Annotated in this window: 24 protein-coding genes; 2 read left to right on the top strand and 22 right to left on the bottom strand. The window is 66.1% G+C overall.

The window, feature by feature from the left end; all coding sequences use genetic code 11:
- Positions 1 to 138 precede the first annotated feature (138 nt).
- From ACVT6V_RS24365 to ACVT6V_RS24355, 3 genes are read right to left on the bottom strand one after another with little or no spacing between them, the layout of a single operon-like run.
- Complete coding sequence (locus ACVT6V_RS24365; RefSeq protein ID WP_489896655.1) at positions 139 to 918, bottom strand: SGNH/GDSL hydrolase family protein; 780 nt, start codon at positions 916 to 918, stop codon at positions 139 to 141.
- Positions 919 to 966: 48 nt separating this feature from the next.
- Positions 967 to 1,728 (bottom strand): SDR family NAD(P)-dependent oxidoreductase, encoded by a 762-nt coding sequence (locus tag ACVT6V_RS24360; RefSeq protein WP_489896654.1) that lies wholly within the window; start codon positions 1,726 to 1,728, stop codon positions 967 to 969.
- Between the two features lie 59 nt (positions 1,729 to 1,787).
- Positions 1,788 to 3,554, bottom strand: coding sequence for an acyl-CoA dehydrogenase (locus ACVT6V_RS24355; RefSeq protein ID WP_489896653.1), 1,767 nt, complete (start codon positions 3,552 to 3,554; stop codon positions 1,788 to 1,790).
- A 112-nt stretch (positions 3,555 to 3,666) separates the two neighbouring features.
- Here ACVT6V_RS24355 and ACVT6V_RS24350 point away from each other — a divergent pair, with 112 nt between their 5' ends.
- Positions 3,667 to 4,251: a TetR/AcrR family transcriptional regulator gene (locus tag ACVT6V_RS24350; RefSeq protein WP_489896652.1), complete on the top strand. Its 585-nt coding sequence runs from the start codon at positions 3,667 to 3,669 to the stop codon at positions 4,249 to 4,251.
- A 15-nt stretch (positions 4,252 to 4,266) separates the two neighbouring features.
- Here the strand turns inward: ACVT6V_RS24350 and ACVT6V_RS24345 are convergent, their stop codons facing one another.
- From ACVT6V_RS24345 to ACVT6V_RS24325, 5 genes are all read right to left on the bottom strand, one after another.
- A complete protein-coding gene (locus ACVT6V_RS24345; protein ID WP_489896651.1) occupies positions 4,267 to 5,403 on the bottom strand; it encodes a LuxR C-terminal-related transcriptional regulator in 1,137 nt (378 codons plus the stop codon).
- Positions 5,404 to 5,516: 113 nt separating this feature from the next.
- Complete coding sequence (locus tag ACVT6V_RS24340; protein WP_489896650.1) at positions 5,517 to 6,899, bottom strand: FAD-binding oxidoreductase; 1,383 nt, start codon at positions 6,897 to 6,899, stop codon at positions 5,517 to 5,519.
- 197 nt (positions 6,900 to 7,096) lie between these two features.
- Entirely contained in the window at positions 7,097 to 7,507 is a 411-nt protein-coding gene (locus ACVT6V_RS24335) for a RidA family protein (RefSeq protein WP_489896649.1), read from the bottom strand.
- A 114-nt stretch (positions 7,508 to 7,621) separates the two neighbouring features.
- Complete coding sequence (locus ACVT6V_RS24330; protein ID WP_489896648.1) at positions 7,622 to 8,521, bottom strand: carbohydrate kinase family protein; 900 nt, start codon at positions 8,519 to 8,521, stop codon at positions 7,622 to 7,624.
- The gene (locus ACVT6V_RS24325) at positions 8,518 to 9,174 is read right to left on the bottom strand and encodes a class II aldolase/adducin family protein (protein ID WP_489896647.1); all 657 of its coding nucleotides are present in this window, start codon (positions 9,172 to 9,174) and stop codon (positions 8,518 to 8,520) included. The genes ACVT6V_RS24330 and ACVT6V_RS24325 overlap by 4 nt, the downstream gene beginning before the upstream one ends.
- A 157-nt stretch (positions 9,175 to 9,331) precedes the next feature.
- Between ACVT6V_RS24325 and ACVT6V_RS24320 the strand changes: the two genes are divergently transcribed.
- Positions 9,332 to 10,000: a DUF6891 domain-containing protein gene (locus ACVT6V_RS24320; protein WP_489896646.1), complete on the top strand. Its 669-nt coding sequence runs from the start codon at positions 9,332 to 9,334 to the stop codon at positions 9,998 to 10,000.
- A 10-nt stretch (positions 10,001 to 10,010) separates the two neighbouring features.
- On the opposite strand, the gene ACVT6V_RS24315 is transcribed toward ACVT6V_RS24320, so the two are convergent.
- From ACVT6V_RS24315 to ACVT6V_RS24250, 14 genes are all read right to left on the bottom strand, one after another.
- Complete coding sequence (locus ACVT6V_RS24315; RefSeq protein WP_489896645.1) at positions 10,011 to 11,795, bottom strand: sigma-54-dependent Fis family transcriptional regulator; 1,785 nt, start codon at positions 11,793 to 11,795, stop codon at positions 10,011 to 10,013.
- A 163-nt stretch (positions 11,796 to 11,958) separates the two neighbouring features.
- Complete coding sequence (gene groL, locus ACVT6V_RS24310; protein ID WP_489896644.1) at positions 11,959 to 13,608, bottom strand: chaperonin GroEL; 1,650 nt, start codon at positions 13,606 to 13,608, stop codon at positions 11,959 to 11,961.
- Between the two features lie 80 nt (positions 13,609 to 13,688).
- Positions 13,689 to 14,714 carry an NAD(P)-dependent alcohol dehydrogenase gene (locus ACVT6V_RS24305; protein WP_489896643.1) on the bottom strand — a complete coding sequence of 342 codons (1,026 nt, stop codon included), beginning with the start codon at positions 14,712 to 14,714 and terminating at the stop codon, positions 13,689 to 13,691.
- Positions 14,711 to 15,484, bottom strand: a complete 774-nt coding sequence (locus ACVT6V_RS24300) for an iron-sulfur cluster assembly protein (protein ID WP_489896642.1) — start codon at positions 15,482 to 15,484, stop codon at positions 14,711 to 14,713. The genes ACVT6V_RS24305 and ACVT6V_RS24300 overlap by 4 nt, the downstream gene beginning before the upstream one ends.
- Positions 15,481 to 16,527 carry an amidohydrolase family protein gene (locus tag ACVT6V_RS24295; RefSeq protein WP_489896641.1) on the bottom strand — a complete coding sequence of 349 codons (1,047 nt, stop codon included), beginning with the start codon at positions 16,525 to 16,527 and terminating at the stop codon, positions 15,481 to 15,483. Before ACVT6V_RS24295 ends, ACVT6V_RS24300 begins: the two co-directional genes overlap by 4 nt.
- Positions 16,528 to 16,643: 116 nt before the next feature.
- Positions 16,644 to 16,982, bottom strand: coding sequence for a propane 2-monooxygenase effector subunit MimD (gene mimD / locus ACVT6V_RS24290; protein WP_489900999.1), 339 nt, complete (start codon positions 16,980 to 16,982; stop codon positions 16,644 to 16,646).
- A 5-nt stretch (positions 16,983 to 16,987) separates the two neighbouring features.
- A complete protein-coding gene (locus ACVT6V_RS24285; protein WP_489896640.1) occupies positions 16,988 to 18,094 on the bottom strand; it encodes an aromatic/alkene monooxygenase hydroxylase subunit beta in 1,107 nt (368 codons plus the stop codon).
- A gap of 32 nt (positions 18,095 to 18,126) precedes the next feature.
- The gene (locus tag ACVT6V_RS24280) at positions 18,127 to 19,179 is read right to left on the bottom strand and encodes a 2Fe-2S iron-sulfur cluster-binding protein (protein ID WP_489896639.1); all 1,053 of its coding nucleotides are present in this window, start codon (positions 19,177 to 19,179) and stop codon (positions 18,127 to 18,129) included.
- A 432-nt stretch (positions 19,180 to 19,611) separates the two neighbouring features.
- Positions 19,612 to 21,249: an aromatic/alkene/methane monooxygenase hydroxylase/oxygenase subunit alpha gene (locus ACVT6V_RS24275; protein WP_489896638.1), complete on the bottom strand. Its 1,638-nt coding sequence runs from the start codon at positions 21,247 to 21,249 to the stop codon at positions 19,612 to 19,614.
- Between the two features lie 174 nt (positions 21,250 to 21,423).
- Positions 21,424 to 22,629, bottom strand: a complete 1,206-nt coding sequence (gene acmB / locus ACVT6V_RS24270; protein ID WP_489896637.1) for a methyl acetate hydrolase AcmB — start codon at positions 22,627 to 22,629, stop codon at positions 21,424 to 21,426.
- Between the two features lie 140 nt (positions 22,630 to 22,769).
- Entirely contained in the window at positions 22,770 to 23,945 is a 1,176-nt protein-coding gene (locus tag ACVT6V_RS24265) for a pyridoxal phosphate-dependent aminotransferase (RefSeq protein ID WP_489896636.1), read from the bottom strand.
- A gap of 71 nt (positions 23,946 to 24,016) precedes the next feature.
- On the bottom strand, positions 24,017 to 24,850 hold the full coding sequence (locus ACVT6V_RS24260) for an aldo/keto reductase (protein WP_489896635.1): 834 nt from the start codon (positions 24,848 to 24,850) through the stop codon (positions 24,017 to 24,019).
- 69 nt (positions 24,851 to 24,919) lie between these two features.
- Positions 24,920 to 25,861 (bottom strand): NADP-dependent oxidoreductase, encoded by a 942-nt coding sequence (locus tag ACVT6V_RS24255; RefSeq protein WP_489896634.1) that lies wholly within the window; start codon positions 25,859 to 25,861, stop codon positions 24,920 to 24,922.
- 427 nt (positions 25,862 to 26,288) lie between these two features.
- On the bottom strand, positions 26,289 to 26,762 hold the full coding sequence (locus ACVT6V_RS24250) for an NUDIX hydrolase (protein ID WP_489896633.1): 474 nt from the start codon (positions 26,760 to 26,762) through the stop codon (positions 26,289 to 26,291).
- Positions 26,763 to 26,766 lie beyond the last annotated feature (4 nt).

Genomic DNA, 26,766 nt, shown 5'->3' with positions numbered 1-26,766 from the left:
GGAGGGGTTCACGGAGTATCGGCGGCGAGGCATCCATTGCCGACCAGTTTAGGGTGCGGGCCGGCCGGCGCCCGCCGACTTCGCGCAGGCGCGGGTGTCGCCGTGATCGACGGCGGCGGTGAAGACCAGTGGCAGAGGCTACGGCGCCTCCGGCGACGCCTGGCTCATCGTGGCGGGAACCGGGACCCACGCGGGGTGCTTCGCGGCGCGGTCGTCACCCGACGACCGGCCGCGTAGACGGCGGATCACCCACGGTGCCAGGTGGGCACGGGCGAACCGTAGGTCGCCCGCCCACCGTCGTCCGCCGACCGGGTCCTCGGGTCGCTGCGGCATCGTGGCCGTCTCGACTCCCAGCGCCCGGAGGATGTGGGCCGCGACCCGCCGATGGCCGGTCGGGTTGAGATGCAGACGATCATCGGACCAGTAGACCGGCTGACGGATCTCACTGTCGCCGAACACATTGACGAACCGCACGGACTCCTCGACGGCCAGGGCGCTCACCTGCGTGGTGAGGAATTCGCCGCGACCCCGGATGGCGTCGCTGAACGGCAGACCTGCCGAGGGGTCCGCGCCGGCCAGCAGCACGACCTCGATCCCCGCGTCCCGGCAGCGTCGTACCGCGCTGCGGGTGAGTTCGATCAGTTGTGTGAGATCGCTTCCGGGGCGAAGCATGTCGTTGCCTCCGCCGTTGAAGGTCAGCAGTGTCGGCAGGGGATCGAGAGACAATGCGGCGTCGATCTGCTCGGTGGCGATCGACGCGAGCAACCGGCCGCGGATGGCGAGGTTGGCATACTCGATGCCCCCGTGGTGGGCGGCCAGTCCTTCGGCGACCAGATCGGCCCATCCGCGCGGAGTGACACCGTCCGGTTCATCTCCGACGCCTTCGGTGAAACTGTCGCCGACAGCAACGTATCGCACAGTGCTCCTGCTGGATTCGAGATCTGACGTCTGTCGTTTGACGGATACTTAAGTGACCGTCACACCACCGTCGACCGCGACGGTCTGACCGGTCACGTAGCCAGATGCCGGCGATGCCAGCCAGATCGCGGTGGCGGCCAGTTCCTCGCCCTTGCCCATTCGCCCGAGTACGACCCGCGGCAGCTGGGATTCGAGGTAGCCGTCGTGGTAGGTGTCGGTCATCTCGCTCTCGAAGAACCCCGGCGCGATGGCGTTGACGCGGATTCCCTTGCGTGTGCCCCACTGCTGGGCGAGATCCCGGGTGAGACCGATGACGCCGGCCTTGCTCGACGCGTACGCGGCCTGCGGCAGTCCGGCGGTGGTGATGCCGAGGACGCTGGAGATGTTGATGACCGCGCTGCCCGGCTGCATCACGCGTCCACACGCCTGGGCCATCCAATACGACCCGTTGAGGTTGATGTCGATCACCGAGCGGAACTGATCGGGTGTCTCGCGGGTCGCGGGGACGGCTGTGCCGACGCCGGCATTGTTGATCAGCACGTCGACGCGACCGAACGTCTCCATGGCCGCGTCGATGACCGCCTGGCACTGGTCGGGGTCGGCGACATCGGCCGGAACCGACAGGGCCTTGCGGCCCAGCGCCTCCACCATCGCCGCGGTTTCGGCGAGGCGATCGGCGCGACGTGCGGCGAGCACGATGTCGGCGCCGGCCTCGGCGAAGCCCTTGGCGAAGGCGACCCCGAGTCCGGAGGACGCGCCGGTGACGACGACGACTTTGTCGGATAGGTCGAACAGGTCCATCACGGGCATGTGTGTCTCCTTGTGTCGGAACCGGATTGATCACACCGGCGGGTAGGGATCAGGGTGCGTCAGAACCAGGCGGGATCGGCATCCACGGTGGTCCGGTCGAGGGCGGCGACCAGGTTCAGCGCAGCGGCTGTCTTCGGCAACTCGTAGCGGAAGAAGTATTGTGCCGCAGCACGCTTGCCGTCATAGAAGTCACCGGTCTTCTCATCTGCCGCGAGCACTTGCTCGAGCCAGAGCCACGCCATGACGATGTGTCCGGCGGCCTCGAGGTAGGCGGTGGCGTTGGCCAGCGCCACCGCCGGATCGCCGGTGGACCATGCGGCGGCGGTTGTTGCGACCAGCTGCTCGAGCGCGGCGCGGAGTTCGGCGGCGTAACCTGCGACGGCTTCCACGCTGCCGGCCCGCTCGATCGTCGCCCCGATGGTCTCGGCCAGCAGAGCGAGTCCGGCACCGCCCTGCATCACGACCTTGCGGCCCAACAGATCCAGACCATGAATCCCGTGGGTACCTTCGTGGATCGGGTTCAGCCGGTTGTCGCGGTAGTACTGCTCGACATCGAACTCCTTGGTGTAGCCGTAACCGCCGTGGACCTGGATGGCGAGACTGTTGGCCTCCAGGCACCACTGCGACGGCCAACTCTTGGCGATCGGGGTCAGGACGTCGAGCAGCAGGGTCGCGCGATCGCGGTCGTCACCGGTGCTCGTCGACTCGATGTCGACGAGCTTGCTGCAGTACAGGCCGAGCGCCAGTGCGCCTTCCACATAGGACTTCTGCGCCAACAGCATTCGCTTGACGTCGGCGTGTTCGATGATCGGGATCGGCTTGGCGGCCGGATCCTTCTGGTCGACAGGTCGGCCCTGCGTGCGGACCTTGGCGTACTCGAGAGAGGCCAGGTAACCCGCATAGCCCAGCGAGGTGGCGAGGAATCCGACGCCGATACGCGCCTCGTTCATCATGTGGAACATGTAACTCAGGCCGCGATGCTCTTCGCCGACGAGATAGCCGACGGCGCCGCCGTCCAGGTGTGTTCCGTCGCCGAAGTTGAGCAATGTATTGGTGGTCGCCCGGTTGCCCATCTTGTGGTTGAGGCCGACGAGCGCGACGTCGTTGCGGGTGCCGTCGGCGAGATACTTGGGCACGATGAACAACGAGATGCCCTTGACGCCGGGCCCTCCGCCTGGTGCCTTCGCAAGCACCAGGTGAACGATGTTCTCTGACAGCTCGTGCTCGCCCGCCGAGATCCACATCTTGGTGCCCGTGATCCGGTAGGTGCCGTCGGACTGCGGTTCTGCCTTGGTCGTGATGTCGGCCAGTGACGAACCGGCCTGGGGTTCGGACAGGCACATCGTCCCGAAGTAGCGTCCCTCGACCATCGGGCGTACCCACGTGTCGATCTGCTCTGGGGTGCCGTACTCGGTGAGCAGATTCGCGTTGCCGACGGTGAGGAAGGTGTAGGACGACATCGCGGCGTTCGCCGCCTGGAACCACGCACTCGACGCCCGGCTGATCACGGTCGGCAGCTGCATCCCGCCGACCGATTCGTCGAACGAGCCGGCCATCAATCCGGCCTTGACGAACTCGGAGATGCCGGCCTCGATCTCCGCCGGCAAGACGACCTTCCCGTCCTCGCCCACGAACGGTTCGTTCTGGTCGCCGAGCTTGTTGAACGGCGCGAACCGTTTGGTGGCGAGATCCTCGCTCAGCTCGAGGACCGCGTCGAACGTCTCGCGGGAATGCTCACCGAAACGTTCGCGCTTGGTCAGCTCTTCGACGTCGAGCCACTCGTACAGGAGGAACTCGAGATCGCGTCGGGAGAGTGGGGTGGCCATCGGACTCCTTCGTCACCTAAGCATTCGCTCATAATCTAAGCGCTCGCTTATGATGCATCGTACAGTGCGATCAGGTCAAGATGTCGAGATCAGGAAGGCGGGGTGAGCGTCGGTGGCTGGGCCGAAGAACGGCGACTCGGTGGCGGCGGAGCGAATCCGCAGGGCGGCGATCGCCTCGTTCGCCGAGGTCGGTTACGGCGGCACCTCCACACGGCAGATCGCCAAGCGGCTCAACATGAGTGCGGCCGCCATGTATCCGCACTATCGCTCGAAAGAGGAACTGCTCTACGCGATCGCCCTCGAAGGGCACCGTGGTGTGCTCGCCGCGTTACGGGAGGTCGACGATGAATCGCTGTCCGCGAGTGACCGACTGCGGGTTGTCATCGGCGAATTCACCCGCTGGCAGGCCGAACAGCATGAGCTCGCGAAGGTGGTTCAGTACGAACTGCACGGCCTGACCCGCGAGCATTATCGGACGATCACCGCAATCCGTCGTGAGACCTCCGACGTGCTCGCGGTGATCGTGCGTCAAGGTGTGGCGTCCGGGGAATTCACGGTGACGGCCGCCGACGACGCCGTCCTGGCGCTCTCGTCGTTGTGCGTCGACGTGTGCCGTTGGTTCCCGTCACGGACCCACCGCGACCCCGTTGCGCTCGCGCGTGCTTACGGAGAGTTGGCCGTGCGGATGGTGCGGTAGGCGCCGATCGCCTGCTCAGGACTCCGTGGTGACGTATGCCCCCGACGGCAAGAGCTGATCGTTCATCCGCGGCGCGTACTGATCGAAGTACACCCGGGCGATCAGCTCGCGTCGGCTGCGTACACCGGCCTTGTCGAAGATCGACTTGAGGTGGTCCTGAACCGTGTAGGCGGAGACGTGCAGCGTCGACGCGATGTCCTTGGTCGCGACCCCCTGCAACACCATCTGGGTGACGTCGCGTTCGCGGGCGGTGAGGCCGAAGGCGGCCACCACCAGGGGAACGATCTCCGGCGGCCGTGCCTCCTCGATGGTCACCACCACCTCGCCGACCCGGCCATCGGCATTCGACAGCGGGGAGGCGTGCACCACGAGCCACATTCCCGATGCCCCCCGGACGCGCAGTCGCGGCGGAACGTCGGTTTCCCCACGACCGTACCGTCGGGCCGCCCCGACCAGCGCGGTGATCACCGATGACGCTGCCCCGCTGTTGGCGCCGGAGAGAAGGTCGTCGACCCGCTCCTCGGCGCCGGCACTCATCTGGACCATGTGATTCTGGCTGTCGACGATCAGCACACATGGACCCGAGGGCGCTGACTGCGGTTCGGCGACGATGCTGGCGAGCAGACCGGTGCGGACACCGAGGGCAAGCGGTTGGGACAGAGTTCGAAGGAATTCCACCTCGTCCGGGGTGAAGGGTCGCTCGCCGACCTCGCGGAAGAAGGCGATGCCGCCCCAGACCTGCGCGCCGTCGCGCATGAGTAGCCGTGCCTCATCGGTGAAGTCGTAGTGCGGCCGCATGAACTCATGCATTCGCGGCGACTCCTGAGTCCGACCAGCCGTCAACTCGTGCATGCCGACCGCATCGACGCCGGCCATCGCGAGTTGCCGGAACGACGAGGACTCGACGGTTCCGTACTCGCGCAGTCCCCACTCGTCGTCGTGCTGGTTGCGGCCGAGGAGATTTCCGTATTTTCGGGTGCTGGTGATGAGCAGGGTGTTGGGGTCGACGGTGGCCATACAGGCGGCGGCGTGGGGTACCGCCCGGATGAGTGATCCGATGGCCTCGCCGAGGAAGTCGCCGACGCCGAGCCCGGCGTGGGCGAGCACATCGACGTCACTGCGCACCCGATCCGCGGTCAGACTCGTCGTCATGAGAAGATTCTCCGTTTTCGCAGGTCATCTGTCTATCCCAGAAATGTGGGGACGCTGATCGAACGACCGGCCGGACGCGGGTGCGTCCGGCCGGTCGCCGTGATCGGTATCTGTCAGGCCTGTCGCGCGAACATCCCGGTCGGGTCGTGGCGGCCGCGGATCGCGGCCAGCTGTGCCGCGTCGGCCGCAGACCACAGGCCCGCCAGTTCGTCCGCGGGCATGTGGCCGGCGAAGTTCAGCAGGCCGCCATGCGCCCATGGTGTGACCGCACGGTGCACGGCTGCGACATCGGAAGCCGCCTGATCGGCGAGCGGTCCTGCGGGGACGGCGATCGCGAGAACCCCGAAGGCTGCGTGGCGACCGGCCACGGAGTTGGGGACCCCTTGCGGCGCAGCGATCCTGCCGCCCAACAGTCGGATCTCGACGATGGCCAGCGGACTCGGCACCTGCGGCCCGGCCACGGTGAGCAGCGCGTCGATGGCCTCGGCCGGCAGCTCCCGCAAGGCGCAGCCCCGCTCGATGCTCGGCATCGGCCCGGGCGGGTCCATGTGGACGGCGTCAAGCGCCGCGACCGGCAGCACGTCGACGTTCTGCAACAGGATCGGGCCGGCGGACATCATCGGTGCCAGCAGCTGCGCGCCGACGGCGGGATCGCCGGTATAGGTGAACCGGACGTGCACCGCGATCTGGCCCTGCAGCGGCGGCGGGAGTTGCGGGTCGGGCGGGAGACGCAGCACCGCCGCCGAGGTCCCCGCCGACTCGGGGAGCGTCGGGGCCCACCGCCGCCAGGCGTGCAACACCTGCTCGGCCGCCGAGCCGGCGAAGAATATCCCGCCCCCGTAGAGGGTGACGAGCGGGATCAGCTCGAACTCGATCGCCGTGACGATGCCGCAGCCGTCACGGCCCCCGAGCAGGGCCCAGAACAGATCAGAGCCCGCACCGGCGTCGACCGTTCGAATCGTGCCGTCGGCGGTCACCACCTCGATGCGACGCACGCGGTCGGCGGCAAAACCGAACTCGCGGGCCAGCGGACTGAGTCCACCGCCCAGCGTGTAGCCGACGACACCGACCGACGACGAGGAGCCGACCAGCCCGGTCAATCCGTGCGGTGCGGTTGCGGCGATGACGTCACGCCAGCGCACACCGGCCCCGATCCGTGCGGTCCGGGCGACCGGGTCCACCTGGATATCGGTCATCCGGGAGGTGGTGACGGTGAGGTAGCCCGCACCCTCGATGACCGGTCCGTGACCGGTGGCCCGCACACCGATGCGCAGCCCGTGTGCCCGGGCGTGACGGACGGCGGCGGCGACGTCGTCGGCCGATGTGGCTCCGACGACGATCGCCGGATTCGGCGCGCTCGCAGCATTGAAGCCCGCCAGTTCGTCGGCATAGGCGGCGTCGCCGGGGGTCAGGACGGGACCGTCGACGATGGCGGCGAGGGTGTCGGTGGCAGCGATGGTCGGGGGGATGTGTTCTTCGGGGGTGGTGATGGACATGGTTTCTCCTTGGGTTTATGAGATGTGTTGGTGATCAGTGAGTTCGGGCTTCGGTGATCTCGATACGGCTCCTCGCGAGCTCGGTGCCTACTCGATCAGCGGTTGGGTGAGGCTGCGGCCCCCCGTGGGTCGAGTAGCCACGAGCCGCCAGGCGAGGGGCGTATCGAGACCGCTCACGGCGACGTGCACCGTGCAGATCAGCGACCGGCCTGCGCGGTGATCTCGACGGCGAGGCCGGGTAAGGCCAGCGCGGCGACGCCGATGACCGCCGCAGGCGGCGTGGCGCCCTGCGCATCGAGGCGTTCGGTCAGGGCTTCGTAGGCGGCGAGCGTGGCCGGTACCTCGGTGGCGTAGACGGTGAGCATGTGTACGTCGGCGAGGGTCATCGACGCGGCCGACAAGATCTCCTCGACGTGGTGCATCGCGAGCGAGAGTTGGGCTGCGACATCACCTTCGTGCAGGACGGTGCCGTCGTCGCCGACGGATGCCTGACCGGCGATGGTGAGGATCTCGCGCGGTGCCGGCCGCAGTTGGGCGTGGTCGAACCGGAACTGCGCGTTCCAGGAGGATGGGTTGATCCGGGTGATCGTGTGCGTTGGTGAGTTCATGCATCAGAGATTCGTCTGGACGCAGAACATTTCCCATCCCGATGACCCGGGGAATTCTCCATCCAGAAATCTGGGGGGCCGATCGGCCGATCGTCGTGGGATGCCCCGGGGGCGTCAGTTCGCGACCGACGACCAGGTGAAGTCGCCGTGATCGCTGCCGAGTCCGGTCGCGACGATTCCGGCGACCGCGCAGCCGATCTCGGCGGACTCGAGCAGGTCGAGGTCGTGTCCGCGAGCCGCGAGGAACCCGGCCGAGAACGAGTCGCCGCAACCACTCGTGTCGACGACGGTGACAGCTTGTGCCGCAGCATGTTCGGCGTTCTCGGACGTCACGACGTGGGCGCCGTCCGCGCCGGCGGTGACCGCGACGCAGACCGCACCGAGGTCGATCAGGCGCCGGCATGCGGCGACGAGGTCGCGCTCGCCGGTGAACCCCCGCACCTGATCATCGTTGGGCAGCAGGTAATCCAGATGCGGCAGAACGGGTTCGATCCAGGTGAGCAGACCGGGGTCGCCGTCGGCGAGGATGTCCGCCGATACGGTGGTTCCGGCGGCCCTGATGTCGGCGAGCAGCGGTGCGAGTTCCGGTGGATTGAGGAGCTCGGGAGCGCCGACGTGGACATGATCGACGCCGGTCAGCAGTTCCAGCGGAGCGTGCCCGAGCGGATACGCGAGGTTTGCGCCGGGTAGGTGCAGAGCCGGGCGGTCGCCGTTGCTGCGGATCGGCAGCATGCTCATCGAGGTCGGTTGATCGACGGTCACGAGGTGGTCGGTGTTGACGCCGTGGCGGTTCAACATGGTGGTCAGCACATCGCCCGGATCGTCGGCCCCGATGGCACCGACGGTGTAGACCTCGACGCCGAGTTTGGCCAGGGCGATCGCGGTTCCACCGGCCGGTCCGGCTGCCGACATCCGGATGTTCTGCACGAGCGCGGCGCCCTGTCCGTCGGGGATCTCGTCGACGGGTTGGGCGAGCACATCGAGTACGTGCGCGCCGAAGGTGGCGACCCTCATGCTTTCCTCCCGGGGAACGGTGTGTAGTGACGTCGGAGTGCGGTGGCGACGACCTCGGTGACGTCGTCGGAACTCAGGGTCGCGGGCGGCGCAACGGCGGCCGAACGCAGATAGACCTCGGCCAGCCAGTCGACGAGTTCGATACGGTCGCAGGCCATGTCGAGGTTGTCGCCGTAGGCAACGGAACCGTGGTTGCGCATCAGTGCCGCGGTGCGCTCGGTGAGGGCCGCCGCCACGCCGTCACCGAGGTCATTGCTGCCGAAGACCGCGTACGGTGCCACCCGGATCGAACCCCCGATCAATGCGGCGGTGTAGTGCACGACCGGGAGTTCGTCGACGATGTTGGCCACCGCGATCGATGCGATCGGGTGGGCGTGAGCCACCGCACCGGCCGGGGTGTGGCGGTAGACGTCGAGATGGATGCGTAGTTCCGAGGTCGGTCGGTGCTCGGTGTCCTCGATGACCACTCCGTCGAGATCGACGACGACCATCTGGTCGGGTGTGACATCGCCGAGCTGACAGCCCGACGGTGTGAGGACGACCGATTCGCCGACCCGGATGGAGAGGTTGCCGCCCGTGCCGTGGGTCATCCCGGCGTGCGCCAGTCGATGCGCCGCGGCCGCCAGCGATGTTCGTTCCTCGGTGAATCGCACGTTCGAGAGACTACGCGAAGCCCCGTGCGGCAGCTGTGTCATCCGAACGGACGAACTGCCGTCATCGTGGAACCGATTCGACCGCGCCGACGTCCAATGACCATGTCCGATATTCGATCAGACGCGATGAGTGAAGGGCGGAGAAGTGGGGGCATCCATGCGTGACGAGCATCTGGTGGACCTGCGGGGCCTGGTCGCGGCGCGGCTGATCCCGGGTTTCACCGAACTCGCCGACATCGAGTCGGATGCACGCGACTGGGCCGAGGATGCCGGGGAACCGGCCGTGGAGGCCGTCGCCGAGGTCCGGCGGATGTGGTGGGCGCGCCGCGAGTCCGAACGCACATGGAGCGACGGCGGCGACTACGGCAGGCTCCGGGCGGCGTTCGACGAACTCGTCACCGACGGCGTGCTCGCATTGATGAACTACTCGTGTTGCACCCGTTGCGCGACAAGGGACATCGATCGCGAACGCACACCTGAACCGGACCAGGATGACTGGTATGGGTTCCGGGAGTGGGCGTATGTGTTCTTTCACGAGCAGGACGCCGAACGGCTCGCCGACGACGATCCTGTTCTCTATCTCGGGTACAGCGCATTCCGGCCGCATCCAACGGTGCCGGAGGCCTTGCTCGACGCGATGTCGGCGGGCGACACGGACGCCGAGCACGCCGTCTACGAGAGCACAGAGACGTTGTTGGGGGAGCAGATCGTCGCAACCCTACGGCGGTCCGGGCTCGACGTCAGGTGGTCGGGGTCGCGCCATGACCGCATCGGTGTCCGCATCAGCGAATGGAGAAAACCCCTACCGCAGAGCGTGACCGGGTGACGGGAGAAGGTCAGACGTCGATGCCGAATTCCTTGATCTTGCGGTAGATGGTGGCACGCGAGATGCCGAGCGCGGCTGCTGCCGTGGCCTTGTTGTTGCCGTTCTCCTCGAGGCTGCGGATGATGGCGTCACGTTCGAGCGCCTCGATACGGGTCAGCTTGTGCCGACTCAGCGACCGGACCGACGGCGGCAGCTGATGGACGTCGATGACACCCGACCGCTGATGGGTGACGACCTCCCGCAGGACCTGGCGGAGTTGGGCGACGTTACCGGGCCAGCTGTACTTGCTGAGCTGCCGCAGCGCCTCGGCGGACACAGTCAGTTCGCGACCCCGCGTCAACTGTCGCAGGAGCATCGGGATCAGATCCTGCAGATCCTCGATGCGGTGCCGCAGCGGCGGGATCGACACGGTGTGGGTGAAGAACGGCAGCACGGTCGCTGCGGCGTCGGTGTCCTGCGACGCGGCGGCGGTGTCGCCGACGGTGATGCCCACCCAACCGGCGCTTTCGCGCCCCTGGAACATGCTCGCGATGTGCGCGAGGGACGGTCCTTCGAGTGCGTCGACATCGCTGAGGATGACGCTGAAGTCGTCACGTTCGAGTTCGCCGGCCAGTGCGTCGAGCGAGGCGGGGAGGAGGAGGTCCTTCGCGGAGAACACCCGGGGATTGCCGTGCGCGAGTGCAGCGCTGGCGCGGAGCACGGTGAGGCGCCCGGACCCGGACTCGCCGGACACCGCGATCCACTCGCCGGCACCGACGTACCGGACGACGTGGTCGCAGCATTGTTGCCACGACGAACTCCGGCCGACCAGGCCCGTAAGGGTGGCTCCGGGGCGGCGTGTCGACGATCGCGGCACCGGTCGCTCACCGGTCTCGACGAGGTGGACATGGAACACCGCCATCCCGGCACGCTCGTCCCAGTACTCGGGCACCGGGGACAGCCGGGCGACCCGCCCGCTCGCCATCGTCGTCACCCCGCGCGATGACGTCGTGTCGAGCGTCTGGTCGACCGCATGCTCGAGCAGCGAGATCTGGTCCTGCGGGTCAACTGCGAGTCGTAGGCGTTGATTCATCAACACGACGTCACCGGCGATGGCGAGCACCATCATCTGAGGTGCGCGTCGGCAGGTGGCGAGGTAGGCGTTGAGGAGTCGCGATTCGCGTTCGCTGGCCTGTGACAGCATGCGTTGCTCGATCTGAGCGGTCGCCGACTTCGCGAGGGTCAGCAGCAACGGACCGCCGTCGTCGGCCAGTCCGGTGAGGTCGAGGGCGCCGACCACGGCGCCGGACACGGGATGCACGATCGGCACACCGGCACACGACAACTGCGCAAGGCACCCGGCGTAGTGCTCGGAACCCCGCACGAGGGTGGCCTGCCGGTTCTCCAGGGCCGTACCGATGCCGTTGGTCCCCGCGTGCTCCTCGCTGTAGCTGTAGCCGGGCGCCAGGCTCACCTGGTCGAGCATCTGGTTGAGCGGGCGGTGCGCGGTCGCACGCGACAGGACCACGCCGTCCGCGGAGGTGAGGATGATGCTCACCGGTTCCGCGGACAGGTCGTCGGCCAATTGCCGGATGATGGGTCGCGCGGCCGAGACGAGTGGACTCTCCAGATTGGGTTCTCGGACGAACGGCAGCTCCAGGCGGTCGGCGTGCACATTGAACGCGCGGGACCGACGCCACGAGGTGGAGATGCTGTCACGTACTCCGCCGGAGATGTTGTCGTCGGTCAGGAAGCGTTCACGCGCGGCGGCGACCTCGATGGGCGTTTCGGTCTGGGAGGCGGGCTGCGATCTCACAGAAAACGAACTCCTCTGTGATGTGGATCTCACATCGGTCCGAGTCTAGCCGACTCGGTGGGCCCCGGAATGGGGTGGCTGGACGGTGATGGTGGGGAGGGCCGGCCGCGATCAACGCCGCGAACATGTCGTTCGGATCGCGGCCGGCCCAGCTCGGGGCGCGTCAGTAGATGTTCGAGGGGCGCACCATGCCCTCGGCCAGGTCGCCGAAGCCCGGGGCCTCGATGGCGCCGGGGTGGGTGAGCACCTCTTCGACGACGGCGGTCTCGGTGGTGATCAACAATGCGGCGATCGACGCCGCACTCTCCAGGGCGGCCCGGGTGACCTTGCACGGATCGATGACGCCCTCGTCGAACATATCCCCGTATCCGCCGGTCAAGGCATTGAAGCCGTGGCCGATCGGGAGGCCGGTCACCACCTTCACCACCTCCTCGCCGTCGAAGCCGGCGTTGGTTGCGATCCAGAACAGCGGTTCGGCCAGCGAGCGTCGCACGACATCGATGCCGACCGACTCGTCGCCGGTGGCCTCGAGAGAGTCGAGGGCGCGATGGGCCTGCGCCAACGCCGTCCCGCCGCCCGAGACGATGCCTGCCTCCACCGCCGCCCGTGTGGCGGCCAGCGCGTCCTCGACCCGGAGCATGCGCTCCTTCAGCTCGACGCTGGTGAAGCCGCCGACCCGGATGACCGCCACCCGCCCGGTCAACCGGGCGATCCGCAGCTCCAGGCTGTCGCGATCGGCATCGATGCGTGCGCGACCCAGTTGCGCCTCGAGATGGGTCACGCGGGCGTCGACGAGTTCCTGGCTGCCGTGCGCTCCGACGATGGTGGTCTCGTCCTCGGTGATGGTGACCCGGTCACAGGTGCCGAGGTGTTCGAGCGACACCTCGGACAGCTCGATACCGGTGTCCTTGGCGATCACGTGTCCACCGAGGGCGACCGCGAGATCTTCGAGTTCGGCGATCCGGCGGTGACCGAATCCGGGGGCACGGACCACGACCGACTGCATCGTCTTGTGCATGTTGCCGCCCACCAACAGCTGGAGCGCGGGGCCGTCGACGTCCTCGGCGAGAACGAGCAGCGGCCGGTCGGCACGCTTGGCCGTCTCGACGGCCGGCATGATCTCCTGCACCGCGGTGATCTTCTTGTTGGTCAGCAGGATGACGGGGGACTCCAGAACCGCTTCCATCCGTTCCGGGTTGGTGACCATGTACCCGGAGATGTAGCCGTGGTCGAACTCGATCCCGTCGACGACCTCGACCCCGAGTCCGAGCGTGTCGCTCTCCTCGGTGGTGATCACTCCGTTCTTGCCCACATACTCGACAGCGCCCGCGATCACCGATCCGATGGCGTCGTCGTCGCTGGCGGCCAGGCTCGCGATCCGTTCCAGGTCGGCCCTGCCGCCGATCTGGACGGCCTGACCCTCGAGCGCTTCGATGACGGTCGCGACGGCGCGCTCGATGCCGCGACGCACCCGCATCGGGTTGGCGCCTTGTTCGACTGCGCGTAGGCCTTCACGAACCATCGCCTGCGCGAGCACGGTCGCGGTGGTGGTGCCGTCGCCGACCACGCCGTTGGTCTTCATGGCGACCTCTTTGACCAGCTGTGCACCCATGTTGGCGAACGGATCCCGCAACTGGATCTCGCGGGCGATGGTGACACCGTCGTTGGTGATCGTGGGGGGACCGGTCAGCTTCTCCAGGACGGCGTTTCGGCCTTTCGGGCCGAGGGTCACCTTGACTGCGTCTGCCAGGGCGTTGACGCCCCGTTCCAGCCGTAGCCGCGCTTCGGCGTTGTAGCGCAACTCTTTGGCCATTGTCATCTACCTTTCGTGGGTGTCTGCTGCTGTGGTGTCTATTGCTGTGGTGTCTATTGCTCTGGACGTCGGGGCAGGTATCAGGGAACGAGGATGGCCCGCCCGCGCACGCGGCCGGCGTCGAGGTCGTCGATGGCCTGCTGGTAGTCGTCGAGGGCGTACTTGGTCGTGTGTAGCGCGACCTTGCCCTGGGCGGCCAGGGTCATCAGCTCAGTGAGGTCGTTGTAGGACCCGACCAGATTGCCGATGAAATTGATCTCGGTGGAGATGATGTCGATGGTGGGGACGTCGATGTTCTCGCCGTAGCCGACGACGAAGTAGTTGCCCGCCCGGCGCAGCATCGCGACGCCTTCGGCCGTGGCCCCGCCCTCGCCGACGAAGTCCAGCACCGCCTCCGCGCCCTTGCCCTCGGTGAGCTCGAGGACCTTGTCCACGTGGTAGCCGTCGGCGACGATGCCGTGCTGCGCCCCCACCTCGATGGCGAGCTCGACGGCCGCGGGGTTGCGGTCGACGACCACGATGGTGACCCCGGAGATGGCGTTGAGGACCTGAATGCCGATGTGGCCCAACCCTCCTGCACCGATGACGACACAGGTGTCCCCGGGCCTGGTCATCCGCGCCACCTTCGCGGCGGCATGATAGGCGGTCAGACCGGCATCGGCGAGTGCCGCGACGTCTGATGGCTGCAGCGACTCGTCGATCCGCACGACGCTGCGAGCCGTCGTCTTGAGATACTCGGCGTAGCCGCCGTCGGTGTCGATGCCGGGGAAATCACTGTTCTCGCAATGCACGTCGTCGCCGTCGCGGCATGCGTGGCAGAGTCCGCAGGTGATGAGCGGATGCAGGATCACGGTGTCGCCGACCGCGACATTGGTGACCGCGTCACCGATGGCGTGTACCCAGCCGGCATTCTCGTGGCCGATCGTGTATGGCAGTGCCACGCCGCTCTTCTCCGCCCACTGGCCTTCGAGGATGTGCAGATCGGTCCGGCACACACCGGCGCCGCCGATCTTCACGATGACGTCGAGGGGACCGGTGATCTGCGGGTCGGGAATGTCGTTGAGCTGCAGCTTGTCGTGGTAGCCGATGACCTGGACGGCCTTCATGATGGGTTCTCCTCGGATCGGAGGTTGGTGATGACGGGCCCGCTGCGGCCGTCGCAGTCGGCGTCGTCGGCGTAGCGGGTGGCGAGCAATCCGCGGCAGAAATGCCCGTTGCCCTCGATCGAGATCCGCACCGACCGCGCGAATCGGAATGCCAGCGCGACGTCGTCGGCCGGTACGGGCTGCCCGTCCTCGTCGACCAGGACGAGGCTGTTGGGGCACAGACTCAGACCCGCGTTGGCCCGGCGGCGCAGCAGCGCCCCCTTTTTCGCCCCGGGGGGCAGATCGCGCAGCGTCAGATGCCCGATCGACTCCATCGTGATCTCACCGCGCGCGAGCAGATCGGAGATGCAGCGCTCCATCGCCGCGGTATGCGCCTTGCGGACGAAGATCGTGCGCAGTTCGTCGAGACTGTCGTCGGCCTCGACACCGAACGTTCCGACATACCCGGACTCCGCGGCCAGACCGGTGTTGATCTTGTCGCTGTCGTGATGATCGTCGAGAAGCACCCGCACGAAACCGATGTCGTCGACATGGTGCAGCGCGTCCTGGGCATCCGATGCCATCAGGTAGGCGAAGTTGGGCGAGCAGAACGAGGTCGGCAACCGCAGGTGCACCGTGACGCCCTCATCGTCGATCACGACCGATCGCACGAAGTTCAGATCGGTGATCGGCTCGTCGAGTTCGGGATCGAGGACGGTGCCGAGTGCCGCGAGGATCGCGTCGACGACCGGTGCCGTCGACGTCGGGCTGCCGGTGGCCAGGGCGGTCATGCCGTCACCGCATCCTTGGCGCCGGCCGCCACCTCCACGCCGGGATCGGCCGCATCCGTGGGGATCTGGAGCTCGCTGGGCACCTTGATGTTGGGATACAGCGCGGCCGCGTTGAGGCCCAGGATCTTCTTCTTCTGCTCGACGGTGATCGGGGCGTACTCGGTCATGTCCTCGGGGATCTGGAAGTCGACGAACCGTTCGACGAGCCACTGTGGCGTCCAGAGTGCGTAGTCGGATGCGAAGAGGATCTTGTCCTCGCCGATCCAGTACAGCAGCTCCCCGATGATCTGGGCGAAGTACCGGGGGCGGGTGTGGATGAACGGGATCGCCACGGCGAGACCGCCGTACACGTTGGACTCCTGCGTGGCGATCCAGCAGAAATCCTCCAGGCGAGGCAGGCCGACGTGCTCGATGATGAAGTTCAGGTCGAGATAGTCGGTGGCCACCTTGTCGACGTCGGCGACGTCGAAGGCGTCGCGATCCAAAGGCCGGATGGTCGGTCCCTTGTGTACGTGAATGTTCTTGATATCCAGGTCGATGCACTCCTCGAGGTAGCGCCTCGACCACGGGTCGTCCAGTTTGTAACCCCGCGAATCGCCGTGCCATTCGGCGGTGTAGAGCTTGACGCCCTGCAACTGCATGGCGTCGGCGTCCCGGCGCAGCTGCTTGAGGCCCTCTTCGCCGTCACGCGGATCGTAGGCGTGGTTGTAGGTCAATCTGTCCGGGTTGTCCTGGGCCAGCTTGAGCGAATCGTCGACCTGGGCGAATCCGTTGACGTAGAACTCGCGCAGGATGGTGGCCTGGAAGATCGCGTGATCGACCGGGCCGTCCACGAACAGGTCGTTCATCAACCGGTCCGCGCCGTAATAGCAGTAGGTGTCGTAGTCCCACACCTGCTCCTCGGGGCTCAGGTTCTTGTGGTAGTCGTAGAAGCAGTCGATGAACTGCTTGCCGTGTATGTTGCGCTGGTTGGATTCCCGGCCGTCCCACAGGTGGACATGGCCATCGACGATGAAGTACTTCTCGCCGTTCTTCTCGTACATCGGTTCGCTCGCTATCTCTCGGTGGGCTGGGGCTGGGGCTGAAGCTGTGGGCGGGGGTGGCCGGTCGGGTCCACCGCCCGAGGGTGTGGGGAGTCAACCCTCGGGCGGCGAAGCTGTTACGACGAAGCGGTGAGATCGAAACCGATGAACTCGGCCGCGTCCTCGGGGCTGGCGAACAGGATCGTGCGGTCATCGAGGTGCACCATGCGCCCGTAGTGGGTCGAGCTGATCTCCTCGAAGATCGAGCCGTCGAAGTCCTGACCGAGGGCGTCGGTCAGTTCGTCGTAGTCGAAGTCGAGCCTGTTGACCCCGTCCACGCGGATCATCGACGGGTACTCGGTGAGGCTGATCCCTTCCTTGGCGCCCATCACATTCGCCACGACGCGACCGATCGGCGTGTTCATGAGCGTGACACCGCACATGTTGGAGAACTCCGTGTCGGCTCCGAATTGCATTGTGCTCACTGGTCCAACTCCTTGGGGGTTTCGACTTCGATGGAGGCGAGCACGTCGCGGAACTTCGTCGTGGCGTGCTCGAGGCTGGCGGCGAAGGTGACGCTCTTGTCGGCCGGCTGCGACCAGATGGGCTGCAGTGACCGGGCGGCATCCAGGCAACGGGGCACCCACTCCGACATCCACTCCGCGAACAAAGCCTTGTTCTGCTCGCCGAACGTCTCGTCGCGCGCGAGCATCTGGAACAGAGCGCGCGAGTAGTTGAGGTCACGGGAATAGTCGTATTCACCGGTACCGACGATCGTCGGGGTGATGTAGTCGCCGTTGCGGGCGGCCACCTGCATCACCAGTTCCGACCGGAACAATGATCCGACGAGCTGTTCGAACACGATGTTGGTGGCGAACAGCAGCTGGCACCAGTCGCCGATCGCGGTGAGCCTCTCGACGGCCTCCCGAGTGGCCTGCCACTCCGGGGCCGACTGCCAGACCTCCTTGTGTGCAGAGCCGTCGAATCCGTCCTCGGCCTCGGACAGGTCGAGGTTGAACAGCGCCAGGTCCTGTGCGAACCGCAGTTTGTGCGCCGCACTGACCGCCACCGCATTGTTGATCATGTTGGTGGGCGCAGAGCGTTGGATCGAGGTGAACACGTGCAGGCCCATCCCGCTCTCGGCGTGCATCCAGGCGCCCAGGTTGCGTTCGATGAATTTGAGCCAGGAGGAGTTCCAGTTATCGTATGCCCGTGCGCGTTTGGCGTTCTGGAGACACAGGTCCACCTGATGCACCACCGCGGAGTTGTTGCGGTAGATGGTCTGTTCCCATTCCTCGTTCGGATCGAGGAAGGCATGCCAGTTGCTGGACTGGGCGGCAGTCCACTCCTGCGGATAGCCACCGGGGCCGTCACCGAATCCGTAGATCCATCCCTGGGTGAGGTGCCGCTCGGGATCCGGCTGCACGTCGACCGTGACGTCCTCGTACATCGTCGCGCGCTTCTTCGCAGGCGTGTAGTAGCTGTACTTGCGGCTCTTGGAACTCGGGAATTCCTTGGCGCCGGCCTCGGCGTCGGTGAATTCGATGGAGGGGAAGCTACGCTCCCGCGGCTCTGCTGGTGCGGACATACCTTTCGTTCCTGTCGTCTTGCGTTCGCCGGTCAGACGGCCGGTTGTTCGAACGCGGGGCTGGAGAACTTGTCGAAGAAGATCTGGTCTTTGGGTACCCCGGCCTGATCGGCAAGGGCGAGGGCGGCGTCCACCATCGGTGGCGGCCCGCAGAAGTACACCTCCGTTCTGGCCAGGTCGGGTTCGCATCGAGAAACGATGTCGGTGACGTTGCCCGTCTCGACCGTCACGCCGTCCGGGGCGTCGTCGGCGGATTCCGACAGGCATGCGGTGAAGCGGAAGTCGTCGAGTGTGGCTCCGAGGGAGATGATCTCGTCGAGATAGAAGAGATCGGCGGGTGTGCGGGCGCCGTAGTAGAAGTGCACCGGTCGACGCAGTCCGGTCTCACTCGCATGCCGGAGCAGGGAGAGGACCGGCGCCATGCCTGCACCGCCACCGATGGCCACGATCGGCAGCACATGACCGTCCTTGATGGTGAACGAGCCGAATGGCCCGGTGAGACAGATCTCGTCGCCGGCCGCCAACCCCCCGTCGAGCAGGCCGGCGAACAGCCCGCCGGGATACTGCTTGATCAGGAACTCCAGTTTGTCCGGATGTGCCTGCGTGGTGGCCAGCGAGAACGAACGCGTGTGGTCGGTGCCGGGCACCTGCAGGTCGACATACTGACCGGCCTTGAACTCGAATACCTCCGGTTCCACGACATCGAGTCGTAGGGACACGATGTCGCGGGTCACGTGTTCGATGGCGCTGATCCGGGTCGTGACGTCCTGGATCGGAGCGCCGCCGAGCAACTCGTCCTCGTCGAAGTTGAGCAGCTCGATCTCGCAGTCGCTGTAGGCATACGAGCGGCACAGCAGGACATAGCCTTCCTCGGTCTCCGCGTCGTTGCAGGCGAAGGTCGAGTAGTCGTCCATCTGGATGTCGCCGTCGAGGACGAACGACTTGCAGGCCGAGCATTGGCCCTCGCGGCAACCGTGCATCAGGTGGATGCCCTGACGGAAGGCGGCGTCGAGGATGGTCTCGTTCTCGCCGACCTCCATCTCGATGTCGACGGGCTCGAAGTTGATGCGGTGGTTGTCTGCCACGGGAACTCCTGTCTGTGCATGAACCGCCGGCTTTCCGCTGGCGAGTGGCGTAGCGAGACAGCGGGTGTGGCGGGGTGGTCTCGATACGGCCGGCGGTTGGGTGGTGGTCGACCCTTTTCCGCTGGTCGAGTAGCCGCGAACGGAGTGAGTGGCGTATCGAGACCCCTGGGGTGGTGGTCTCGATACGGTCCTCGCCTGGCGGTTCGGTCCTACTCGACCGGCGGTTGGGTATCCGACCCTTCTCCGCTGGTCGAGTAGCCGCGAACGGAGTGAGTGGCTTTTCGAGACCCCTGGGGTGGTGGTCTCGATGCGGTCCTCGCCTGGCGGTTCGGTCCTACTCGACCAGCGGTTGGCCTACCCGGCCCTTTTCCGCTGGTCGAGTAGCCGCGAACGGAGTGAGTGGCGTATCGAGACCACCCGACCGGATCTCCCTCAGGCGGGGACGGCCCCGTTGGGATTGGCGCGATAGGCCGCGACATGGGCTTCGCGGTCAACATCCGACATCTCGTTCAGCAGCACGTTCGGACTCTGGAAGACATTGCCGCGCACATCGTCGAGCGTCCACATCTTCTTCGGATCGAGATCCAGGTGTGGCTGCGGGATCAGCGTCTTGCCGTCGTCGCGGACATAGCCGAGATCGGTGATGATGTCAGCGAGATCCTTGCCGTGATGCAGCGTCTCCCATTCACGGAAACCGGTGAGCCGACCCATGTTCGGGGTCTCGCGGCCTTCGTACTCGGCCCGGAACGCGACCGCGTCGGTCCAATAGCAGGTCTCCGAGCAGTAGGTGCGCCACTGTCCGTCGACCTTCTCGACCACCATGTCCTCGCGGATGAGGGCCGGGACCATGCACGTCCAGCACCGGTGCGGGTACTCATAACCCACGTCCTCGAAGGCGATCGGCTTGTTGCGGCCGGGGTAGGCGAGACGGTTGTAGTTCTCCCACCACTTGCCGAACTTGTTGTACCAGCCGGGGTACTTCTCCTCGAACCACTCGAAGTCCTTGTCGGTCATGGCGTCGATGCGCCAGTAGTTGACCGGCCAACCGGTGGCGAAGAACCGTGCCACCTCGTGCACGTAATGCTTGTTGACGATCCGGTTCCAGGCTTCCTCGACGAGATCGTGCGGGATGGTCAGACCGTACTTTTCCAGCGGCAGAAGGTAACTGCGGTAGTAGTCGTCATAGATCCACCGCCGCCACATCTCCGCGTAGCTCTCCCGGTCCTTACGACGGTCCTTGGTGCCGTACTCGATGAAGGTGCCGATCGCCGCGTCGACGACGCAGTGGTTGTTCCACCACGCGTACCGCAGATCACGTTCCAGCAGTGGACGATTGCGCTCGTCAGCCAACGCCATCAGCAGGATGGAGTAGCCGTTGGAGATGTGCCGCGACTCGTCGGACTGTACCGAGTGGAACACCGTGGGCAGCAGATAATCACCGTTCGCCGCGGCCTCGTCGGGCATCGCGACGAACAGGGTGTTGGTGAACGCGGTCTCGGCGACGACGGTGAGATAGATGTTCGCCGCGGTGATCGCGTCGCCGGTGATGAATCCTTCACCGAACTGTCGGCCGATGGTGCCCGCGTAGTTGTTGGCGAATGCCTTCTCGGTGATGTCGAAGCCTGCCGGGTCGATGTAGTTGTTCATGTACAGCTTCTTGAGGTTCATCTGGATCGTCGAATGACGAACCTCGTCGATCATCTGTACGGCGAGCCCGTTGTGGATCTCCGGGTTGGGCACCGCATCGATGGCCATGGGCATCGCGCGAGCGGCCGAGATCTCCGGGAACGGGATGATCGACAGGAACAACTTCTGCCATTCCAGCCACCGCTCCTGGACCTGGCGGAACATGTTGCCGCGGATGGCGCCGTCCATCGCGCCGTAGACGCGGTTGTCCTTCTCCTCCTCCATCGGGAAGTAGGACCGCATGATCTGTTTGAGCGGATCCTTCTTCGGGGCCTTCTCAAACGTGTAGTCGGTCCCGAATCGTGTGGCCGGTGTGGCAAAGGTGGGTTCCCACGACAATTCGGTGATCTTTGCATGTGCTTTGGTCAAGCTCTGCCTGCTCAATGTGGCCTCCTCGTGAGAAGGCCGGCGCGGTGCCGGCCTGCTTGGCTGGAGCGCCTTTGATACAACAGTGTGAGTCAGGTCATATCCGTCTCACTGTGAGACGCGAAGCACATTTGATGAGATGAATCCGGAATTGCCGGACGTGCGGATGGCGATCTCAGGTTCCGTGTGTCTTCAGGTCGTCACCGCCCGATATACGGCCGTCTCGAAGTCCAGGTACCCACCCACCGAGGTCGGGTCGGCGAAAGGGAAGATCTGAGTGGCCCAGAATCCGCCGATCTTGGTCCTGCGATCGATCCAGTAGTAGAGATTTGCCAGACCCGCCCAGGCGAGTGAACCAGCTGGTCGGCCGGTCGGGGCGTCGTCGTCGTTGATCATGAAACTCAACGCCCAGGACTTGGGCATGCCGGGGAAGAATTCGGCATCGTTAGACAGTGCCGGAATCACCCCGGGCAGCATCGTCACCCGCAGGTCACCGATGTGATTCTGCTCGGCGTCGGCGATCGTGTCGGGCCGCAGGATCTGGTCGCCGCCATCGGACAGGCCGTCGTTGAGCCACATCCGCATGAAGGTCAGGTAGTCGCGCACCGTCGAGTAGAGGCCGTGGCCGCCCATGTGCACCTCGGGATCCTCCGGCAGCGCCCACTTGTGATTGGCGGACAGTGAACCGTCCTCGCGCCGATGGTGCATGACGGCGCGGCGACCGGTCATCTCGCCGGTGAGGGTGAACGACGTGTCGGACATCCCGAGCGGCGAGAACACCCGTTCGGACATCACCTCGCCGAGGCGCTTGCCGGTGATGCCTTCGACGACCAGCCCGGCCCAGTCGATGTTGCTGCCGTAGCACCACTCGGTGCCCGGATCGAAGAGCAGCGGTGTTGCCAGCGACTCCCGGGTGGCGGTGATGATCCCGGGCACGCCGTGGTCACGGGTGAGGCGAAGGTAGGTCTCGTTGAAGAAGTCGTACCCGAAACCGGCTGTGTGGGTGAGGAGGTGACGGGTCGTGACCGGAGTCTTCGGCGCCCGCAGGCGTGGGTTGCCGGCACCATCGAAACCGTCGATCACTGCCACGTTGCCCAGGCGCGGCGCGTACTCCGCGGCCGGCGCATCGAGGTCGAGCCGCCCGTCCTCGACGAGCTGGAGTGCCACGGTCGCGGTGATGGCCTTGGTGGTGGAGAAGATGGCGAAGATGCTGTCGGTGGTCATGGCGTCGTCGCCGTCGATGGCGCGAACACCGCCCGCACGCAGCGACAGCATTTCCTTGTCGGTGGTGACTCCGGCGACGACTCCGGGAACCCTCGGCGTACCCGACACTGCGGCCGCGATCACCTCGTCGACCGCATCGCCGATCCTGTGGGGGTCGATGGTCGGTGTGCTCATGTGCTGCCATCCTCTCTGATGTGCTGCGTCACCTGTCGACACTAGGGCCAGCGGCGGCGTTCGGGAACTGCCGAACCGGACAGGTCGCATCGGCCCGAGTGGCGGCGTTTCGTGGGTCCACGGGGGGTTCTGTCCACCGATCAGTGCCGCAGCGATGCCACGAATTCGCCGAGCCTGTGGAGGCCTTCGGTCAACTCGTCGGTCGAGGCCGCGTATGACAACCGGATGTGATCGTCGGCCGTATGATGCCCGAAATCCTTTCCCGGCGTGAGGGAGACATGTGCCTCGCGCAGCGCGCGATCGCAGAATTCCGCTGAGGTGAGCCCGGTGCCGCCGACGTCGATGTAGACGTAGAAGGCGCCGTCGGGCACCACGGGCACGTCGAGTCCGATCCGGGCCAAGCCGTCGACGACGAGGTCACGGCGAATCCGGAACTCCTCGCGGCGTGCCTCGGTCAGGGCGAGGGACTCGTCGGTGAAGCAGGTCAGGGCAGCATGTTGGGCCGGCGTGGGCGGGCAGATGTAGAAGTTCTGCGCGAGGCGTTCCATGACCCCGACGAGCTCGTCGGGCACGATGCACCAGCCGAGGCGCCAGCCCGTCATGCCGAAGTATTTGGAGAAACTGTTGATCACGACCGCGCCGGGATCAGCGGCCAGGATGCTGCTCGGCGGGCGGCCGGCCGTATCGTCCGCGAGGCCGAGGTAGATCTCATCGACGATGCGCCATCCGCCACGACCGGCCACGTCGGCGCACAGCCGGCTCAGTTCGTCGTAGGGCACCGACGTCCCGGTCGGATTCGACGGCGACGCGACCATCACACCGCGGGTGTGCTCACCCCACGCGTCGGCGACGAGGTCGGTGGTCAACTGGAAGCGCGTCGCCGGTGTGGTGGGTATCAGGCGCACGCGAGCGCCATAGCTCTCGGCGAACTGGCGGTTACACGGATAGGAGGGATCGGCGAGCAGAACCTCGTCGCCGGGGTCGATCAATGCCGCACAGCTCAGCAGAAGGGCAGCGGACGCGCCTGACGTCACCACCACGCGGTGGGAATCGACGTCGCAACCGAACCGGCGGGAGTAGAACTCGGCGATCGCCGCCCGCAGTTCCGGTAACCCCAGCGCTGCGGTGTAGCTGAGTGGGCGGCCGTCGGTGAGATCGCGGACCGCAGCGAGAAACGCTGGTGGGGCACCGAAGTCGGGCTCACCGATACTCAGCTTCACCACGTGGTGGCCGTCTGCCTCGATTGCCGCGGCGCGCTTGGCGAACTCCATCGCATAGAACGGCGCGACCGCCTCGGCGCGCTGGGAGATCCTCATGGCGTCATTGTGCTCTTCGGAGGATTCCCGGCCTGCCGAGGGGCCGCGTGTGTCGTTCGTGCCGGTGAGCGCTACGGAATGTAGTTGAACTCGTCCGGGTTCGGCCCGCGCCGACGATCCTTGTTCAGTCCGTCGATGGCGGCCATGTCCTCACTGGACAGCTCGAAGTCGAAGAGGGCGAAGTTCTCCTCGACCCGCGAACGGGTCACCGACTTGGGGAACACGATGTCGCCGCGCTGGATGTGCCAGCGCAGGGTGATCTGGGCGGTGGTACGGCCCTTCTCACCGGCGATCTTGGTGAGCACGGGGTCGTCGAGGACGTCGCCCTGCGCGATGGGCGACCATGCCTCGGTCGCGATTCCGTGCTCAGAGTTGAATGCGCGCAACGCATTCTGGGTCAGATACGGGTGAACCTCGATCTGGTTGGCGGCCGGCACCACATCGGTCTCGGCAAACAAGCGCTCGAGGTGGGCCTGCTGGAAGTTGGAGACGCCGATCGCGCGGGCCTTGCCTTCGGCATGGATCTTCTCCAGTGCACGCCAGGTCTCGACGTAGTCGGTGTCGATGCCGGGGAGCGGCCAGTGGATCAGGAACAGGTCCACGGCGTCCACGCCGAGATCGGTCAGGGTCTGATCGGTGGCGCGCACGGCGTCGTCGTGGGCGTGGAAACCGTTGTTCAGCTTGCTCGTGATGAAGATATCCTCGCGCGGGATGCCGGACTCCGCGACCGCCTGACCGACCTCCTTTTCATTGCCGTACATCTCGGCGGTGTCGATGTGGCGGTAGCCGATCTCCAGCGCCGTCAGGGTTGCCGCCTTGGTCTCCTCCGGCGGGATCTGAAAGACACCGAAGCCCAGTTGTGGGATCTCGACACCATTGTTGAGAGTGATTGTGGGAACAGACATTCTGTTTCATTCACCTTTCGTCGATCATCGGTTTCACAGGACGGTTCGTCGGTGGGCCGGATCTGCGAGTCAGGGTACGAGGATGAACTTGCCCCGCGGATGGCTGGTCGCCAGTTCGTCGAGGGCGCGCGCCGCCTCGGTGAGTGGGAAGGTCTTGGCGACCTCGGTGATGAGCGCACCCGAGGCTGCGTCGGCGATGAGACCGTCGATGGCCTCGGCGCGGTGGCGGCGGCTGTGCGGGGTGCTGCCATTCACCAGCACGATACCGTCGGCGGCACGCCCGAAGGCGGCGACGCTGATGATCGTTCCCGGGTTGTCGACCAGCTCCAGGGACGCGTCGATCGCCTCGGGGGTGCCCGCGGCGTCGACGACGACCGTCACCGGACCCGGAGCCGTCGCGCGTACCCGATCGACCAGTCCGTCGCCGTACGCCACCGCAATGGCGCCCAACGACCGCAGATGATCGTGGTTTCTCGTGCCCGCGGTGGCGATCACCGTTGCCCCGCGTGCGACGGCCAGCTGGATCGCGATCGAACCCACGGCGCCGGATCCACCGTGGATGAGCACGATGTCCGATGAGCCGACGCCGGCGGTGCCGATGGCATCCGCGGCGGTCGTTCCGACCAGCAACAGTCCTGCAGCATGCTCGAAGTCGAGTGCGGCCGGTTTGGGATGGATCGCGGTGGCCTTGGCCACCAGCGTGTCGGCAACGGCGCCCACAGCGCGGTAGACGATGACCTCATCGCCGACCTCGATCGGGCCCTTGTCTGTTTCCGCGCCTTCGCCTACCTCGACGACGACACCCGCAGCCTCATACCCGATGGGTAGCGGCAGCTTCGACTCATCGGCGCCCAGTGCGCCCAGCACGGTCTTGACATCGATCGGGTTCAGCCCGATGGCGCGCGTCTCGACCACGACCTGACCCGGTTGAGGCGACGGAATCGACACATCGACGAACGCGAGGACGTCGGACGGGTCCCCGTATGCGGTCGCAACGAGCTTCTTGGCCATGCCCGGTACAAGGACAGGGCCCCCGTCGAGTATTCCGAGCCGGCTCATGGGGCCCGATCGCCGGCGGCGGGAGCTATCTCATACCCCGATCCCTGAGGAGGTCCGGAGCGCCAGGGGCGGGGATTGTTTCTCCCGATCCCTGAGGAGGTCCGGAGCGCCGGGGCGGGGGATTGTTTCTCCCGATCCCTGAGGAGGTCCGGAGCGCCAGGGCGGGGGATTGTTCTCCCGATCCCTGAGGAGGTCCGGAGCGCCAGCGGAGGACCGTCACGAAGGGTCGGCCCTTCGTGACGCTCGCGGGCTTGCTCCTCAGGGACCGGGTGGTCGCGGGCTCGCTCCTCAGGACCGGGTGGTTACATCAGGGACCGGTGGGGGGGTTACGTCGGCGGGACGCTCCCCAGGCGCCCGGAGCGCCAGCGCTGCGCGACACTCAGCGACGAAACCAGGCGGACGGATCGTTCCGCAGTGCCTTGTCGATGCGGAGTCGCGACGTCTCGGCGAGATCGTCGGGTAAATCGTCGATGGCGAACCAGTCGACTGCGGTGTTCTCGTCATCGGCCGGGTGCGGCTCGCCGTCGATGTGACGCGCCAGGAAGCAGACATCGAGGTACTGGGTCTGATCGCCGTTGGGATATGTGATCGTCGGCGTCACGTCGACACTCGTCAATCGCAGCACCTCGGCGCGAACGCCGGTCTCCTCGGCGATCTCCCGAAGAATCGCCCGGGCCGGCTCCTCCCCGGGTTCGAGCACTCCCGACACCACGGCCCACTGGCCGGTGTCCGCACGATGGGTGAGGAGGATGCGGTCGTCATGATCGACGATGACCGCGCTGACGCCGGACAGCCACAACGGCGCATGTCCGACGTGGCGGCGCAGGTCACGGATGAATTCTGGGATGGGCACACCG

The organism is Gordonia sp. LMA167, assembly GCF_058130025.1.
Note: the sequence above shows the minus strand (reverse complement) of the source record. Positions and strands in the feature narration are given on the sequence as shown.

What these genes read in the sequence shown, in the direction of transcription:
- ACVT6V_RS24345 (WP_489896651.1), bottom strand. Translation starts at nt 5,403, where the DNA reads ATGACGACGAGTCTGACCGCGGATCGGGTGCGCAGTGACGTCGATGTG.
- ACVT6V_RS24260 (WP_489896635.1), bottom strand. Translation starts at nt 24,850, where the DNA reads ATGTCTGTTCCCACAATCACTCTCAACAATGGTGTCGAGATCCCACAA.
- ACVT6V_RS24265 (WP_489896636.1), bottom strand. Translation starts at nt 23,945, where the DNA reads ATGAGGATCTCCCAGCGCGCCGAGGCGGTCGCGCCGTTCTATGCGATG.
- ACVT6V_RS24355 (WP_489896653.1), bottom strand. Translation starts at nt 3,554, where the DNA reads ATGGCCACCCCACTCTCCCGACGCGATCTCGAGTTCCTCCTGTACGAG.
- ACVT6V_RS24255 (WP_489896634.1), bottom strand. Translation starts at nt 25,861, where the DNA reads ATGGCCAAGAAGCTCGTTGCGACCGCATACGGGGACCCGTCCGACGTC.
- ACVT6V_RS24320 (WP_489896646.1), top strand. Translation starts at nt 9,332, where the DNA reads ATGCGTGACGAGCATCTGGTGGACCTGCGGGGCCTGGTCGCGGCGCGG.
- groL (WP_489896644.1), bottom strand. Translation starts at nt 13,608, where the DNA reads ATGGCCAAAGAGTTGCGCTACAACGCCGAAGCGCGGCTACGGCTGGAA.
- mimD (WP_489900999.1), bottom strand. Translation starts at nt 16,982, where the DNA reads ATGCAATTCGGAGCCGACACGGAGTTCTCCAACATGTGCGGTGTCACG.
- ACVT6V_RS24340 (WP_489896650.1), bottom strand. Translation starts at nt 6,899, where the DNA reads ATGTCCATCACCACCCCCGAAGAACACATCCCCCCGACCATCGCTGCC.
- ACVT6V_RS24330 (WP_489896648.1), bottom strand. Translation starts at nt 8,521, where the DNA reads ATGAGGGTCGCCACCTTCGGCGCGCACGTACTCGATGTGCTCGCCCAA.
- acmB (WP_489896637.1), bottom strand. Translation starts at nt 22,629, where the DNA reads ATGAGCACACCGACCATCGACCCCCACAGGATCGGCGATGCGGTCGAC.
- ACVT6V_RS24360 (WP_489896654.1), bottom strand. Translation starts at nt 1,728, where the DNA reads ATGCCCGTGATGGACCTGTTCGACCTATCCGACAAAGTCGTCGTCGTC.
- ACVT6V_RS24300 (WP_489896642.1), bottom strand. Translation starts at nt 15,484, where the DNA reads ATGACCGCCCTGGCCACCGGCAGCCCGACGTCGACGGCACCGGTCGTC.
- ACVT6V_RS24335 (WP_489896649.1), bottom strand. Translation starts at nt 7,507, where the DNA reads ATGAACTCACCAACGCACACGATCACCCGGATCAACCCATCCTCCTGG.
- ACVT6V_RS24295 (WP_489896641.1), bottom strand. Translation starts at nt 16,527, where the DNA reads ATGTACGAGAAGAACGGCGAGAAGTACTTCATCGTCGATGGCCATGTC.
- ACVT6V_RS24305 (WP_489896643.1), bottom strand. Translation starts at nt 14,714, where the DNA reads ATGAAGGCCGTCCAGGTCATCGGCTACCACGACAAGCTGCAGCTCAAC.
- ACVT6V_RS24285 (WP_489896640.1), bottom strand. Translation starts at nt 18,094, where the DNA reads ATGTCCGCACCAGCAGAGCCGCGGGAGCGTAGCTTCCCCTCCATCGAA.